We start from the raw sequence: 15079 nt of genomic DNA on the forward strand, positions 1-15079 counted from the left end.
GTCGTGTCCGTGGCAACTGCCGACCATCATAGCCGCTCGCTATTGCGGCCCCCATAACGCCGCGTCGAGGTCGCGCGCCGGCGTTGGGGCGCGCTTCACCCGCCCGCCCTGCACCGCCACGCCTTCGGCGCGCAGCCGCTGGCATTGCTCGCGAAAGCCGTGGGAGCCTTCGGGGAAGGCGATGCGTCCGTCGCTGCGCAACACCCGGTGCCAGGGCAGCGCCGCATCGCTGTTGCCGCCGAGCACGCGTGCGACCAGGCGCGCGCGGCCGGGCAGCCCGGCCAGCATCGCCACTTCGCCGTAGCCGCGCACCTGGCCGGCCGGGATCGCGCGGATCGTCGCCAGGATCCGCGCCTGGGCCGCCGCCGCGGTCTCGGCCGCCGGCGCCGGGCGCCGCCCGCTCATGCCGGCAGCGTCCGTGCCGGCCGCGACACCGCCAGCACCCCGCCCAGCACCAGCAGCGTGCCGGCGATCTGCCACGGCCCCATCGCCTCGCCCAGCAACAGCACGCTGAGCACGATGGTCGAGACCGGACCGAGCATGCCGATCTGCGACGCCAGGCCCGAACCGATCCGCCGCACCGCCAGCATCGTCGCGAGCACCGGCACCGCCGTGCACAAGGTGCCGTTGAGCAGCGACAGCGCGTACACCGGCGTGGGCAGCAGCAGCGCGTGCAGCGGCCGCAGCAGCAGGAACTGGGCGATGCACAGCACGCAGGCGACCAGGCTGGCATAGGCGGTCAGCCGCACCGCGCCGATCCGCGCCACCATCTGCCCGCTGCCGACCAGGTACAGCGCATAGGCCAGCGCGCTGCCGAACACCAGCAGGCTGCCCCAGGCGGTGCGCGCGCCGCCGACCTGCAGGTCGTGGCCGAAGGCGAGCAGCACGCCGAGATAGCTCAGCGCCAGCGCCCACAGCTGGCGGCGCTGCGGCCGGCGCCGGAACGCCAGCACGCCGATCAACAGCACCAGGGTCGGGGTCAGGTACAGGATCAGCCGCTCCAGCGTGGCGGTGATGTAGGCCAGGCCGAGGAAATCCAGGTAGCTGGCCAGGTAGTAGCCGAGCACGCCGAGCGCACCGATGCGCCAGCGGTCGCCGCGCTGCAGCGGCGGCGCCCGGCGCGCGGCCCACAGCGCCATCGCCGCGAAGCACGGCAGCGCCACCAGCATGCGCAGCGCCAGCAGGGTCACCGCGTCCACGCCGTAGCGATAGCCGAGCTTGACGATGATCGCCTTGCCGGAAAACGCGATCGCGCCGGCGGCGGCGAGCAGCACGCCGCCCAGGTCGGCAGGCGCGGCCGGCAGCGCAGCGGCAGTCGGGCGCCCGGACGCGTTCATCGCGGACCGGCGCCGGGGCGGAAACAGAGATCGTGCATGTGCCCATTCTACGGCCGCCGCGCGCGATGCCCAGCGCCGGCGGCGCTGGCGCACCGAACAGACGCGACCACCGCGAGCACAGGCGGGCGACGCGACACGGTGCATGGATACCGCACAGACGTCGAACAGCCCGACGCCGGAATGCTGTTGCCGCGCCTCACGCCGCGCCGCGCCGCAGCCAACCGCAGCGCGTCGTCGCGCGCCTCAGCGCATCAGCACCACTTCCTCGGCCGAGGTCGGATGGATCGCCACCGTGTCCTCGAGCTGGCGCTTGGTCACGCCCAGCTTCAGCGCCACCGCGAAGCCCTGCAGGATCTCGTCGGCGCCGTCGCCGAGCAGATGGAAACCGACCACCCGCTCCTCCTCGCCGACGCAGACCAGCTTGAACAGGCTGCGCTGCGGCGAAGCGGCCAGGGCATGCAGCATCGGCCGGAAATTGCTGCGATAGACCGTCACCGCCTCGCCGTAGCATGCGCGCGCCTGTTCCTCGCCCAACCCGACCTGGCCCAGCGGCGGATGCGAGAACACCACGCTGGGCACGTTGTCGTAGTCAAGCCGCGCCTGCGGCCGGTCGCCGAACAGGCGATCCATCAGCTTGCGCCCGGCCGCGATCGCCACCGGGGTCAAGCCGACCTTGCCGGCCACGTCGCCGATCGCGTACAGCCCCGGCACGTCGGTGTTCTGGTAGTCGTCGACCACGATCTCGTTCTTGTCGCCGATGCGCACGCCCAGCGCTTCCAGGCCGATGTCGCGGCTGTTCGGACGCCGCCCGATCGCGAAGAACACCTGGTCGACCGCCTCGCCCGGTTGCCCGTCGCCGTCGTGCAACTGCAGGCCCTGCTCGCCGCGGCGCAAGGCCGTGGCGCGATAGCCGAAATGCAGGCGCACGCCCTGGTGGCGCAGGTTCTCGGCGAGCTGCCGCGCCAGTTCCGCGTCGAAGCGCTCCAGCAGGCGCTCGCCCTGCACGTACAGCTCGACGCGGCTGCCCAGCGCCTGCAGCAGGCCCGCCAGCTCCACCGCGATGTAGCCGCCGCCGACGATCGCCACCCGCGCCGGCGCCTCGCACAGGTTGAAGAAATCGTCCGACACCAGGCCCAGTTCGGCGCCCTCGATCGGCGGCCGCAACGCATGCGCGCCGGTGGCGATCACCACATGGCGGGCGCTGACCCGCACGCCATCGCCGCACTCCACGGTGTGCGCATCCAGCAAGCGGCCGCGCTGCGGAATCAGCACCACGCCGTCGGCGTCCAGGCGCCGCCGGTAGCTGCCGTGGATGTTGCCGATATAGCCCTGGCGATGCGCCACCAGTTGCGGCCACGACAGCGTCGAATCGGGAATGTCGAAGCCGATGGCGCGCGCCAGGTCGATGCGCCCGACCAGGTCGGCCGCCAGCCACATCGCCTTCTTCGGCACGCAGCCGATGTTGACGCAGGTACCGCCGAGTTCGTTCGGCTCCAGGATCGCCGCGCGCGCACCGAGGCCGGCGGCGCGGAACGCGGTGGCCAAACCGCCGGAACCGCCGCCGAGCACCAGCAGGTCGTAGTCGTACGCCGCCTCGCTCACTGGAAACGCTCCACGCGGTACGGCGTGGGGTCGATCGCGGGCGCTTGCCCGCACATCAGGTCGGCCATCAGTTGTCCTGTCGCGCTGCTCATGCTGATCCCGAGCATGCCATGGCCGGCCGCCAGCCAGACGTGAGGATGCCGCGGCGAACGCCCCAGCGCGGGCAGGTCGTCCCAGGTCATCGGCCGCCAGCCGTACCAGCGCTCGCGCAGCTGCGGGCCTTCCGGCTCGTGCAGGTAGTGCCGCGCGGCGCGTTGCAGGGCGGCCAGGCGCACCTCGTTCAAGCGCGTGTCGTGGCCGGAGAATTCCATGGTGCTGCCGAGACGGAAACCGCTGCCCCAGGTGGTGACACAGACCTGCGGATCCTTCAGCACCACCGGCCGCGTCGGCGCCAGCGTCGGCCGCGTATAGGTGATCGAATAGCCCTTGCCCGCCTGGATCGGCAGGCGCAGTCCGAGCATCGCGGCCAGTGCAGGCGACCACGGCCCGGCCGCCAGCACCAGTTCGCGCGCGCGCCGCGGGCCGTGCGCGGTGTCCACGCGCACGCCGTCGCTGCCCGGCTGTAGCGCCTGCACGCGGCAGTGCTCCTCGATCGTCGCGCCGCGCGCGCGCAGCACGCGCGCCAGCTCGGCGGTGTAGCGGTCCGGCCGCAGGTGCGCATCGCCGGGAAAATGCACCGCGCCCACTACTACGTCGCGGAACGCCGGCTGCTGGCGCAGGTAATCGGCGCCATCGATCACCCGGGTGCGGATGCCGAGCCGCTCCAGCGCCACGCATTCTTCGGCGTAGTGCTCGAAATTGCGCCGGTCGCCGAACACGTAGTCCAGCCCGTCCGCGCCGAATTCGCAGTCCAGCGCATAGCGCTCGATCCAGGCGACCAGGCGCGTGCGCGCGTCGCCGAGCAGCGCCGCGCGCGCCTGCGCGCTGGCCAGCCAGTCGTGCGCATTGCAGCGCGCGCGGAAGCGCAGCAGCCACTGCCATAGCCCCGGATCCAGGCGCGGACGGATGTACAGCGGCGCATCCGGGCGCAGCATCCAGCGCAGCGCACGCCGCGGCACCCCGGGCGCCGCCAGCGGCGGCGCGTGGCTGGGGGTGATGGTGCCGCAGTTGCCGTGCGAGGTGGCGCCGCCGACCGCGCCTGCGTCCACGATCCGCACCTGGCGGCCGGCCTCCAGCAATGCCAGGCCGGTGGCCAGCCCGATCGCGCCGGCGCCGACGATCAGTACATCGTCCTGGGGCGTAGTCACCGCGGCCCGCCTAGGACGCGTCGCGCCGGCGCAGCGGCTGCCAGCGCAGGTAGCTCGCGCAGCGCCACAGCCATTCCGCCGGGCCGAAGCGGAAATGGCGCAGCCACAGCTGCGACAGCGCCACCTGCAGCGCGAACAGCGCGAACGCGAACGGAATCTGCCAGGCGCGCGGCAAGCGTTCGAAATAGCCCAGCCCGTAGCCGTAGAACAGCGTGGTGCACAGCAGCGACTGCAGCAGGTAATTGCTCAGCGCCATGCGCCCGGCCGGCGCCAGCCAGCGCAGCGCGTGCGCGAAGCGCAGCACCCAGGCCGCATAGCCCAGCGCCATCATGCCGCTGGCCACGGTGGCCAGGGCGAACGCGCTGGCCAGGCGCAGGTCCAGGCGCGCCGGATCCATCCACGGCTCCAGCCGGAAACTCAGCAGCATCAGCGCCATGCCCGCCGGCAGCACGACCCAGCGCAGCGCCGCCAGCAGGCGCGGGCGCTGCTGTGGCTGCTGCGCCAGGCCGCTGCGCACGCACCATGCGCCGAGCAGGAACATGCCGAAGATGGTCGGCGCGTTGAACACCAGCAGGCCCAGCGCATCGACCAGGTCGCGCAGGCGCTGCGCGGTGGCCTGCGCGTAGCTGCCGTGGCCGAACACCTGGCGCTGCTGGGCCAGTTCGGCCGCGGCGCGCTGCGCCTGCACGGCCATGTCCTGCCGCCACTGCATCGCGCCATGCGGGTCGGCCTGCGCCGCCGAGCCGATCGCGCCGGTCAGCAGCGACAGCAGCGGCGAGCACAGGTAGACCGCCAGCGCCATCCACGGCAGCCACCGGGTCGGCGCTTCGCGGAAGGCGAGCAGCATGAACGCCAACAGCGCGTAGCTGACCAGGATATCGCCGGACCACAGCAGCAGCGCATGCAGCACGCCGATCAGCAGCAGCGCCGCGCTGCGGCGCACGAAGAAGCCGCCGAACTCGCGCCGCACCGCGTCGGCGCGCTGCGCCATCACCGCGAAGCCCATGCCGAACAGCAACGAGAACAAGGTGTAGAACTTGCCCTGCACCAGCAGGTAGACCGCCGCGTCGGCGATGCGGTCGGCGCCGTGCAGCAGCGGATCCAGCCCGGTCATCGCTGCGTCGAGCGGGCCGACGAAGCCCTCGATGTTCATCAGCAGGATGCCGAGCAGGGCGAAACCGCGCAGCACGTCCAGGGCGACGATGCGTTCGGCCGGCGCGACGGGCTGCAGCACGGGAGCGGAAGAAGCCAAGGCGTGGCACCGGGCGAAAGAGCGGCGATTATCCATCGCCGCGGCGCGCGTGCGCCAAGGCGCATGCGCGAAGTGCGCGGCGGCGGGGCGCAACTCGGCGCTGCCCGATCGGGCAGCGGCCGCGGCGCAACGCACGCCGGCGCGGTGGCGCGTGCGGATCCGGCGAGCCGGCTCCGCGCGGCGCCCGGTCAGTGGTGGTGACCGCCCTCGCCGTGCACGTGGCCGTGCTCGATCTCTTCCGGCTTGGCCTCGCGCACCTCGATGATCTCCACGTCGAAATGCAGGTCCTTGCCCGCCATCGGATGGTTGAGGTCGACGTCGACCACGCTCATGCCGACCTTCTGCACGGTCACCGCGCGCGGGCCGAAGTTGGTCTGCAACACCACCTGGCTGCCCGGCTGCAGCTTGGTCGCGCCGAAATGCTTCTTCGGCACGCGCTGGGTCAGGCCCTCGCGGTACTCGCCGTAGGCGTCCTTGGCGGCCACGTCGACGCCGAAGCTCTCGCCGGCTTCCTTGTCCAGCATCGCGTTCTCCAGGCCCGGGATGATGTTGCCGTGGCCGATCAGGATCACCAGCGGATCGCGGTCCTTGGACGTCTCGATCGGCGCTTGGCCGGCTTCGGAGACGGTGTAGTGGAAACGGACGACGCGGTCTTTTTCGATCTTCATGTGCAACTCTGCGCTGTGGCTGCCGGGGGCAGACGGTGTGGACGGCTTGTCGGCCGACGGGAGCGCCGCCATGATGGCGGCCATCTGAGGTCGCGCATTATCCCGGCTCCATGCACAACAAGCCAGTTTCAGCGTCCACGCGGCGCCGCCTCGCCTGCTGGGCGGCCCTGCTCTGCATGACCGTGCTGGCCGCCTGCGGGCGCCAGGAAGTGCGCCCGTCGCGGCCGCCGCCGGTGGCGGTGCGCAGCTGGCCGCAGGTAACGCCGGCCGACCCGGCCGCGGCCAACGCGGTGCTGATGCGCGCCCTGGGCCTGGTCGGCACCCCCTACCGCTACGGCGGCAACACCCCCGAATCGGGCTTCGACTGCAGCGGCCTGGTCGCCTACGTCTACCGCGACATGCTCGACCTGCAGCTGCCGCGCACCTCGCGCGAGCTGGCCGCGGTGCAGGGTCCGCGGATCGATCCGCAGCGCCTGAGCACCGGCGACCTGGTGTTCTTCGGCAGCGGCGGCAGCGTCAGCCACGTCGGCATCTATGTCGGCGAGGGCCGCTTCGTGCACGCCCCCAGCACCGGCGGAACGGTCCGCCTGGACTATCTGGACGGGTCGTACTGGCGCGACCACTACACCGGCGCCAAGCGGGTTTTGCACTGAAGTGTGGTTCGGCTCACATTCATAATTACGAAATATTAACGTTATTTGAACTTCCTCTTGCTGTCTACAAGGCATGATCCCCCATCGTTTGAATTTGTGATCGAAGCGTGACGACTGAAGCCAAGACCTCTCCAGGCAAGACCTCCGTCCCCCGCCGGACCGCTTTCCGCCTCATTTGCACCGCCTCGCTCTGCCTCTCGGCCGTTCCGGCCCTGGCCCAGTCGGCTCCCGCCGACACCGTGGTTCCAGAAGCGATCGCGACCGTCGCACCGGCCCAGCCGGCCGCTACCGGCACCCCCAACCCCGCCATGCTGCAGCCCGCGACCGCCAAGCCGGCCGCCGCCGCGCAGGCGCAGGCCCCGGCCCGCAGCAAGGCCGATGCCGCCGCCACCGCCACCCTGGCCGCCCTGCTCCCGCACCTGGCCGCCAACGACACCATTCCGCTGATGGACCGCTCGGCGATGTTCGCCGGCGACATCAGCCGCCTGCTGGCCAACTACGACGTGTCCCAGGCCCCCCTGCGCGAAGGCGTGGTGCCGGGCGGCGACAAGGTCCAGTCGGTGCTCAAGCGCGCCATGGCGCTGCTCGGCACGCCGTACCGCTGGGGCGGCGAGGACACCGAAGGCTTCGATTGCAGCGGCCTGGTCGGCTACGTGTTCCGCACCGCGCTGGGCATCGAGCTGCCGCGCGTGTCGCGCGAGATGGCGCGCGAGGCCAATGCCGAACTGATCAAGGACCGCGACGCGCTGGCCCCCGGCGACCTGGTGTTCTTCGGCCGCAAGGGCCGCGTCGACCACGTCGGCCTGTACGTCGGCGAAGGCCGCTTCCTGCACGCGCCGAGCCGCGGCAAGGACGTGCGCGTGGACACGCTGACCAGCGGCTACTGGAGCGCCAAGTTCCTGCAGGCGCGGCGCGTGGCGATGTAAGCCAGGCGACACGCCGGCAACGAAGAAGGCCGCTGGGAACAGCGGCCTTTTTCGTTGCTGCGGGGCATGCAGGACAGCCGCGCAGGCCGGCGACCGCGCCGCCGGCGCGGCCACGGCCTGCCGACCTCAGGCCTGGTAGTGGGAGATGGTGTCCTCGATCCCCTTGCTCAGCTCCATCACCTTCAGCGCGTACTCGGCCAGGCGGTGGTCCTCCGGCGTGTCCGGCTGCCACGACGGCACCGGGGTCGGCTTGCCTTCGACCCCGTCCAGGGCCACGAACACGATGATGCAGTGGGTGCACAGCCGCGAGTCGCCGCCCATCGGGTCGCGCGCGCGCACGTCGATCGCGAAATGCATGCTGGTGCTGCCGGTGTAGACCAGCTTGGCGGTGACCGTGACCATGTCGCTGATCCGGATCGGCGAGACGAAGCGGATCCCGCCGACCGCCACGGTCACGCTGTAGCGCCCGCTCCAGCCCACCGCCGCGGCGTAGCCGACCTGGTCGATCCACTTCATCACCACCCCGCCGTGGACCTTGCCGCCATAGTTGACGTCGATCGGTTCGGCCAGGAAGCGGAAGGTCAGTTCGCGTTGCGTGCCGCTCATTGGGGCTCCAGGAAAGGAATGGGTTGACGAGTCTGCCACGGCCTCGCGCTTGCCGCGCGGCCAGCGCCGGGATCGTCGAACCCGCTGCCTGCATGGCGGCGATACCGAGCCATGCGGCGCTCCCGATGCGCACCGCATCCCACATCGCAATTGATAACGAATATCATTAACAATACAATGACATCCCGTCGCGGCCCGCCATCGCCCAGGCCACGGCCAGCTGTCCTCCATCCCCACGCCATGCGCGTCCTGCATCCCGCCGTCGCCGGCAAGATGCTGCGGGCGCGCACGCCGCTCTTCCGAGTTCTCCTGCCGCCATGACATTTCCGCCTTCCTCGCTGCGCAGCCTTCCTCTGTGGTCGCTGTGCCTGCTGGCCGCTCCCGCGGTCGCCCAGCAAGCCGCGTCCGCCGATGAGGAACAACTGCAGCGCCTCGACACCGTGTCGGTCACCGGCACCCGCGCCAGCGGCCTCAATCCGCAGACCGTGGAGGCCGGCAGCTTCCGCGGCGCGAACATCCTCGACGTGCCGTCCACGGTCAACGTGGTCACCCGCGAGGCGCTGGACCTGCAGGCCGCCGCCGGCCTCTACGACGCGGTGCGCAACACCGCCGGCGTGACCCGCCAGCAGAACGGCGGCGACACCTGGGACCAGTTGGTGATCCGCGGCATCGCGGTGGAGAACCGCACCAATTACCGGCTCAACGGCTCAATGCCGGTCATGAACTTCTCGCAGGTGCCGCTCGAGGACAAGGAGCGGGTGGAAGTGCTGAAGGGCGCCTCGGCGCTGTACTACGGCTTCACCTCGCCGGCCGGCGTGGTCAACTTCGTCACCAAGCGCGCCGGCGCCACGCCGGTCACCAGCTTCGGCCTGACCCTGGACCAGTACGGCACCGCGGTGGGCAACATCGACGTGGCGCGCCGCCTCGGCGCCGAGCAGCAGATCGGCGTGCGCGTCAACGCCGCCGGCGGCGCGCTCGGCTCGTACCTGGACGGGGTCGACGACGGCAGCCGGCGCTTCCTCTCGGCCGCGCTGGACTGGCGCGTCAGCGAGCGGCTGCTGCTCAAGGGCGACGTCGAATACGACCACCGCCGCGTCACCGAACAGGTCGGCGTGAACCTGCCCACCGCGGTAGGCGGTACGATCACGCTGCCGCATCCGGTCGACCCCACCCGCCTGGTCGGCCCGGACTGGTCGCAGTTCGAGGCGACCACGCGCAACGCGCTGCTGCGCGCCGACTATGCGCTGGCCGACGGCTGGGCGCTGACCGTGGAGGCCGGCCACTCGGAGATGGCGCGCGACCGCCGGCTGGCGATCTTCCGCTTCGCCAACAACGCCGGCGTCGCCAGCGGCGAGGGTTCGATCCGCGGCAACCAGCAGCACCACGTGGTGGATTCGGACCTGCTGCGCGCCGAGCTGTTCGGCAGCTTCGCCACCGGGCCGGTCGAGCACGAGCTGACGGTCGGCGCGAGCCGCACCGACAAGGGCCAGGACCCGATCTACCAGAGCAACTACACCATCGCCTCGCAGAACCTGTATGCCCCGCGGGTCATCACCACGGTCAGCTACGGCGCGCGCCCGACGACCCCCACCACCGCGGCGCTGGACACCGAGGACACCGGCCTGTACCTGGTGGACCGCCTGAAGTTCGGCCCGTCCTGGCAGCTGATCGCCGGCCTGCGCCACTCGCGCTACCGCAGCGACCAGGGCAGTTCGCACTACGAGGCCAACGAGACCACGCCGATGCTGGCCGGCATCTACAAGCTGGGCGAGCGCCTGTCGCTGTACGCGTCCTATGCCGAGGGCCTGGAAGAAGGCGAGGCCGCCCCCACCGGCACCGACAACGAGAACACGCGGCTGGCGCCGGGCATCAGCAAGCAAAAGGAACTGGGCGTACGCTGGCAGGCCCCGCGCGGCACCCTGGTCTCGGCGGCACTGTTCGACATCCGCCGCCCGGGCTACTACACCAACGCCGACAACGTGTTCACCGCCGACGGCGAGCAGCGCTATACCGGCCTCGAGCTGTCCACCCAGGGCCAGCTCACCCGCCAGCTCGGCTGGCAGACCTCGGCGCAGTGGCTGGACCCGCGCTTCGCCCGGATCGGCGCGCAGTACGACGGCAAGCTGCCGGAGAACGCGGCCCGCCGCACCGGCAGCGCGTTCCTGACCTACGCCTTCGACGCGGTGCCCGGGCTGTCGGTCAATGGCGGCGCCTACTACACCGGCCGCCGCCCGGTGAACGACCTCAACCAGGCCTGGCTCGGCGACACCACGCTGTTGAGCCTGGGCGGCCGCTACGTCACGGCGCTGTTCGAGCGGCGCACCAGTTGGCAGCTCAATGTCGACAACCTCGCCGACAAACGCTACTGGGCCGGCGCCGGCACCCGGCTGGCCGCCGGCGCGCCGCGCACGATCAAGTTCACCCTGAAGGTCGACCTGTGAGGCATGGCGGCCTCGCGCTGGCGCTCGCGCTGCTCGCCGCCGCGGGCAGCAACGCCGCCGCCGCATCGCCGGGCGCGGCGGCGGCGTTGCCGGCGCGCGCGGTGGATGCCGCGTTGCCGCGCTATGACCCGCGCGCCGTGCGGATCGACCCGTCGGCGGACTACCTGACCGCCGACGGTGCGGTGCGCATCGCCGGGGCCGAGCACGTGCATGCCATCGTCGAGCGCTTCAACGCGCTGTTCGCGCGCCACCATCCCGGCGTGCGCTTCGCCAGCGAAGGCAAGGGCACCAGCAGCGCGGTCCCGCTGCTGATGTTCGGGCGCACGCTGTTCGGGCCGATGGGGCGTGCGATCAATCCGATCGAGCAAGTGCCCTACCGCAAGATCGTCGGCGCCGATCCGCTCGACATCCGGGTGGCGCATACGGCCGACAGCGGCGCCGACGGCCTGGCCACGACCCTGGCGGTGTACGTGAACCGGCGCAACCCGCTGGCGCAGCTGAGCGTGTCGCAACTGGCGCAGGTGCTGGCCATCGGCAACCCCGGCGGCGACCTCTCGCGCTGGGGCCAACTCGGCCTGCAAGGAGACTGGAGCGCGCGCGCGATCCAGCCCTATGCCACGCCCGAGTACAGCGGGTTCGGCGACGCGCTGCAGCAGCAGGTCCTGCACGGGCGTGCGCTGGCGCCGCGCACCCAGTACGCGTCCGACAGCGCGCGCCTGCTGCAGCGCGTGGCCGCCGATCCGGACGGCATCGCCGTGGCGGCGATCGGACTGGAAGACGCGCAGGTGCGCCAGTTGCCGCTGCTCGGCCTGCACAGCGGACGCGCGCTGACCGGCACGCCGCAGGAGGTGGCGAGCGGCGACTATCCGCTGGGCCGGTGGCTGCACTTCTATGTGCGACGCATGCCCGGCAAGCCGCTGGACCCGCTGGTGAAGGAATACCTGCGGCTGGTGCTGTCGCACGAGGGCCAGGCGATCATCGCCGCGCAGCCGGGCGGCTACCTGCCGCTCAGCGCCGCGCAGGCCCGCCGCGAACGCGAAAAACTCGATTGAACGGCCCGCTTCCCATGATCCCAAGAACGCTGCTGGCGGTCCTGCTGTGCGCCGCCGGTGCCGCCGCGGCCGCCGACGACCCGTCCGCCTACGTGCCGCAACCGGTCGCCGTGCCGGCCGGCGCGTCTTACCTGAACCGCGACGGCGCGGTGACCATCGTCGGCAACGACGGCATGCAGGAGGTGATCGACCAGCTCAATGCGCTGTTCGTCCGCCACCACCCCCAGGTGCGGTTCGCCACCGTGATGCGCGGTTCGTCCACCGGCATGCCGGCGCTTGCCGCCGGGGCCACGCTGTTCGCGCCGCTGACGCGCGACATGTGGCCGGGCGACCGCGCCGCGTTCCGCCAGCTGCACGGCTACGACGCCACCCCGGTGCGCATCGGCTACAACGGCTACGGGCCGCGCCCGCCGTACAAGACCCCGCCGGCGGTCTACGTGCACGCGGACAATCCGCTGGCGGGACTGACCCTGGCGCAGCTCGGCAGGATCTTCACCGACGGACAGGAGGGCGGCGATCTCAACAGCTGGTCGCAGCTGGGGCTGGACGGCGCCTGGGCGGACCGCCGCATCCACGCCTACGGTCTGCGCGACGACGGCGGCTTCGCCACCGGGCTGCGCATCGCGCGCCTGGGTGGACGTCCGTTCGCGCTCAAGTACGAGGCGCTGCCCTCGCGCGAGGCGGTGATCCGTGCGGTCGCCGCCGATCCCTACGGCATCGGCTTGCTCGGCTGGATCGACGCGGCGGCGGTGTCGTCGCAGGTGCGCGTGCTGCCGTTGGCCGCCGCCGCGGGCCAACCCTTGCATGGTCCCGACCACGAATCGGTGCGCCAGGGCCGCTATCCGCTGTCGGCTGCGGTGCAGCTGTATGTCGACCGCGCGCCGCAGCGGCCGCTGGATCCGTTGGCAAAGGAGTACGTGCGGCTGGCGCTGTCGCGCGAAGGCCAGGCGATCCTGAAGGCACAGCGCGACAGCGAAGAAGGATACGTCCCGCTGAGCGAGGACGACCTGCAACGCGAGCGGCGCAAGCTGGAAGCGCTGTAGCGTGCAGGCCGGGGCTTGCGCGCAGACCGGGCGCAGCCTGCATCGCCGCTAACGCGCAGCCAGCCCCGGGTTGTCGCGCTTGCGGATGCACAGCCACGGGAAGAACGGCTGCGGCCGGCGCAGCGCGCGCAGGCAGCGGGCGCGCAGACTGCGCGGATCGAACACCCTGCGCAGCGCGATGCCGTCGAGCGCGGCCCAGGTGTGCTGGTGGTACTGGCCGGCCAGCTCCGCGCAGCCCAGCTCGGTGAAGTAGCGCAGGCTGCGCGCGGCGCTGGCCTGCGCCTGCGCGGCGTCGGCGTAGAACGGACTGTCGATCACGTGCAGTTCGCCGTCGTCCTGCAGCAGGCCGAGCAGGCGTGCGATCAGCGCGCGCGGGTCGGCGAAATACTGGATGCAGGCCGGCAGCACGATCGCGTCGAAGCGCTGCGGCGGCAGCGGCAGGGTGTGGATGTCGCCGGCGACGAAGCTCAGCCGCGGGTTGGCCGCGAACACGCGCGCGGCCTGCGCCAGTTCGGTGCGGTTGACGTCCACGCCGCAGACCTCGCGCTGCAGGCCCTCGGCCAGCCGCTGCGACAGCCAGCCGTTGCCGCAGCCCAGCTCGAGCAGCGGCCCGCTGCCGCCGCGCGCCTGCAGGTGGCGCAGCAGGCGCCGGCACGACTCGGCGCGCACGCGCCACTCGTGGCTGGCGCCCAGCGTCCCGCCGGGATGCGGCAGCGTGCGCACCTGCGCATCGCTGTAGACGCGGCCTTCCTGCTGCCTGACCGCCAGGTACTGGCGCTCGAACGGGTCGGCGGCGAGCGCCTGCTGCACCAGCACCCCGTCGATCGGCGCCAGCCCCGGCAGCCGCTGCAGCTGTTCGCGCAGACGGGTCGCGGGCGCGCTCACCGCGAACTCAACGCAGCTGGCCGGATCCGTCGGCCGGCGGATCTTCCAGGCCGACGTTGCTCGACGCGGCCTCGTACACGGCGCGGTCCAGCAAGCCCGTCTCCTTGGCCACCAGCACCGGCACCAGCATCTGCCCGGTGACGTTGGTCATCGTGCGCATCATGTCCAGGATGCGGTCGATCGCGTACAGGTAGCCGATCACCTCCAGCGGCAGGTTGGCCGCGCTCAGCACCACCGTGGCCATCACCACCGCGGTGCCGGGCACGCCGGCGGTGCCGAAGCTGCCCAGCACCGAGGCGATCAGCACCACGAAGTACTGGTTCGCGGTCAGCGGCACCCCGGTGTACTGGGCGATGAACACCGCGCACAGCGCCGGGAAGATCGCGCCGCAGCCGTCCATCTTGATGCTCGCGCCCAGCGGCACCGCGAACGCGGCGTAGTCCTTGTTGACGCCGAGGTTGTGGGTGATCGAGCGCATCGCCACCGGCATCGCGGCGAAGCTGGAGGAGCTGACGAAGGCCACCTGCATGCCCGGCGCGGCGCCGCGGAAGAACTTCCACGGGTTCAGCCCGTGCGCCAGCAACAGGCCGCTGTAGACCACCAGGATGTGGATCGCGCAGGCCAGGTACAGCGCCAGCACGAAGTTGCCGAACGGCAGCAGCTTCTGGAAGCCGTAGGTGCCGACCAGCGAGGCGATCAGGCCGAAGGTGCCGAGCGGGGTCATCTCCAGCGCGAAGCGGGTGACCTGGATCATGATGTCGCTCATCTGCGCGGTGAGCTGGCGCGCCTGCGCCACGCGCTCGCCGAGCTTGACCATCGCAAAGCCGAGCAGGCCGGCGAAGAAGATCACCGGCAGGATCGAACCGCGCCCGGCCGCCAGCACCGTCTCGCCGGCGGCGTTGGTGCGGGTGCCGATGCCGGTCAGCGCGTAGAACGGGTTGGACGGCACCACGTCCAGCAGCACCTGGATCGGGCTGGGCACGTCGCGCGGCTTCCAGGCGCTGTCCACGCTCAGCCCGAAGTGGCCGGCACCCGGCTGCAGCAGCGTGCCCACGCCCAGGCCGACACCGACCGCCAGCGCGGCGGTGAGCACGAACCACAGGAAGGTGCGCCCGCCCAGCCTGGCCACCGATTGCTGGCCGTGCAGCGAAGAGATCGCGTTGATCACCGCGAAGAACACCAGCGGCACCGCGATCATCTTGATCAGGGTCACGTACAGATCGCCCAGCGGCCCGAACCAGGTGTCCGCCGCCGGCCCAAGCGCCCAGCCGGCCAGCGCACCGAGCACGAAGCCGGCCACCACGCGCTGCCAGAACGGAATGCGCAACCAGGCGGTCACCAATGTCATCGATGCTGTCCAGAAACTT

14 protein-coding genes are annotated in these 15079 nt (G+C 71.5%); 5 read left to right on the forward strand and 9 right to left on the reverse strand.

What is annotated here, in order from left to right; genetic code table 11:
• Positions 1-39: 39 nt before the first annotated feature.
• The 6 genes from AB3X10_RS15010 to AB3X10_RS15035 form a co-directional block, all read right to left on the reverse strand.
• On the reverse strand, positions 40-480 hold the full coding sequence (locus AB3X10_RS15010; protein WP_369975980.1) for an MGMT family protein: 441 nt from the start codon (positions 478-480) through the stop codon (positions 40-42).
• The gene (locus AB3X10_RS15015) at positions 402-1337 is read right to left on the reverse strand and encodes a DMT family transporter (RefSeq protein WP_369975981.1); all 936 of its coding nucleotides are present in this window, start codon (positions 1335-1337) and stop codon (positions 402-404) included. Before AB3X10_RS15015 ends, AB3X10_RS15010 begins: the two co-directional genes overlap by 79 nt.
• Positions 1338-1580: 243 nt before the next feature.
• Positions 1581-2939: a glutathione-disulfide reductase gene (gorA, locus tag AB3X10_RS15020; protein ID WP_369975983.1), complete on the reverse strand. Its 1359-nt coding sequence runs from the start codon at positions 2937-2939 to the stop codon at positions 1581-1583.
• Positions 2936-4186: an NAD(P)/FAD-dependent oxidoreductase gene (locus tag AB3X10_RS15025; protein ID WP_369975984.1), complete on the reverse strand. Its 1251-nt coding sequence runs from the start codon at positions 4184-4186 to the stop codon at positions 2936-2938. Before AB3X10_RS15025 ends, gorA begins: the two co-directional genes overlap by 4 nt.
• Before the next feature lie 10 nt (positions 4187-4196).
• The gene (locus tag AB3X10_RS15030) at positions 4197-5474 is read right to left on the reverse strand and encodes a DUF418 domain-containing protein (RefSeq protein WP_369975985.1); all 1278 of its coding nucleotides are present in this window, start codon (positions 5472-5474) and stop codon (positions 4197-4199) included.
• Between the two features lie 152 nt (positions 5475-5626).
• The gene (locus AB3X10_RS15035) at positions 5627-6106 is read right to left on the reverse strand and encodes an FKBP-type peptidyl-prolyl cis-trans isomerase (protein ID WP_369975986.1); all 480 of its coding nucleotides are present in this window, start codon (positions 6104-6106) and stop codon (positions 5627-5629) included.
• 176 nt (positions 6107-6282) lie between these two features.
• Between AB3X10_RS15035 and AB3X10_RS15040 the strand changes: the two genes are divergently transcribed.
• Positions 6283-6759, forward strand: coding sequence for a C40 family peptidase (locus AB3X10_RS15040; protein ID WP_369975988.1), 477 nt, complete (start codon positions 6283-6285; stop codon positions 6757-6759).
• A gap of 107 nt (positions 6760-6866) precedes the next feature.
• Positions 6867-7685, forward strand: a complete 819-nt coding sequence (locus AB3X10_RS15045) for a C40 family peptidase (protein WP_369975990.1) — start codon at positions 6867-6869, stop codon at positions 7683-7685.
• A gap of 126 nt (positions 7686-7811) precedes the next feature.
• Here AB3X10_RS15045 and AB3X10_RS15050 read toward each other — a convergent pair whose 3' ends face one another.
• A complete protein-coding gene (locus tag AB3X10_RS15050; RefSeq protein ID WP_184411277.1) occupies positions 7812-8291 on the reverse strand; it encodes an acyl-CoA thioesterase in 480 nt (159 codons plus the stop codon).
• Between the two features lie 317 nt (positions 8292-8608).
• Between AB3X10_RS15050 and AB3X10_RS15055 the strand changes: the two genes are divergently transcribed.
• The 3 genes from AB3X10_RS15055 to AB3X10_RS15065 are packed head-to-tail and all read left to right on the forward strand — an operon-like array spanning position 8609 to position 12827.
• Positions 8609-10732 (forward strand): TonB-dependent siderophore receptor, encoded by a 2124-nt coding sequence (locus tag AB3X10_RS15055; RefSeq protein WP_369975992.1) that lies wholly within the window; start codon positions 8609-8611, stop codon positions 10730-10732.
• Positions 10729-11784, forward strand: coding sequence for a PstS family phosphate ABC transporter substrate-binding protein (locus AB3X10_RS15060; RefSeq protein ID WP_369975993.1), 1056 nt, complete (start codon positions 10729-10731; stop codon positions 11782-11784). Before AB3X10_RS15055 ends, AB3X10_RS15060 begins: the two co-directional genes overlap by 4 nt.
• 14 nt (positions 11785-11798) lie before the next feature.
• Positions 11799-12827 carry a PstS family phosphate ABC transporter substrate-binding protein gene (locus AB3X10_RS15065; protein WP_369975995.1) on the forward strand — a complete coding sequence of 343 codons (1029 nt, stop codon included), beginning with the start codon at positions 11799-11801 and terminating at the stop codon, positions 12825-12827.
• Positions 12828-12875: 48 nt separating this feature from the next.
• Here AB3X10_RS15065 and AB3X10_RS15070 read toward each other — a convergent pair whose 3' ends face one another.
• Together AB3X10_RS15070 and AB3X10_RS15075 are read right to left on the reverse strand one after the other, a co-directional pair.
• On the reverse strand, positions 12876-13712 hold the full coding sequence (locus AB3X10_RS15070) for a class I SAM-dependent methyltransferase (RefSeq protein ID WP_369975996.1): 837 nt from the start codon (positions 13710-13712) through the stop codon (positions 12876-12878).
• A 7-nt stretch (positions 13713-13719) separates the two neighbouring features.
• On the reverse strand, positions 13720-15060 hold the full coding sequence (locus tag AB3X10_RS15075; RefSeq protein WP_369975997.1) for a dicarboxylate/amino acid:cation symporter: 1341 nt from the start codon (positions 15058-15060) through the stop codon (positions 13720-13722).
• Positions 15061-15079 lie beyond the last annotated feature (19 nt).

The sequence above is a fragment of the Xanthomonas sp. DAR 80977 genome (genome assembly GCF_041240605.1).
Taxonomy (GTDB): Bacteria; Pseudomonadota; Gammaproteobacteria; order Xanthomonadales; family Xanthomonadaceae; genus Xanthomonas_A; species Xanthomonas_A bundabergensis.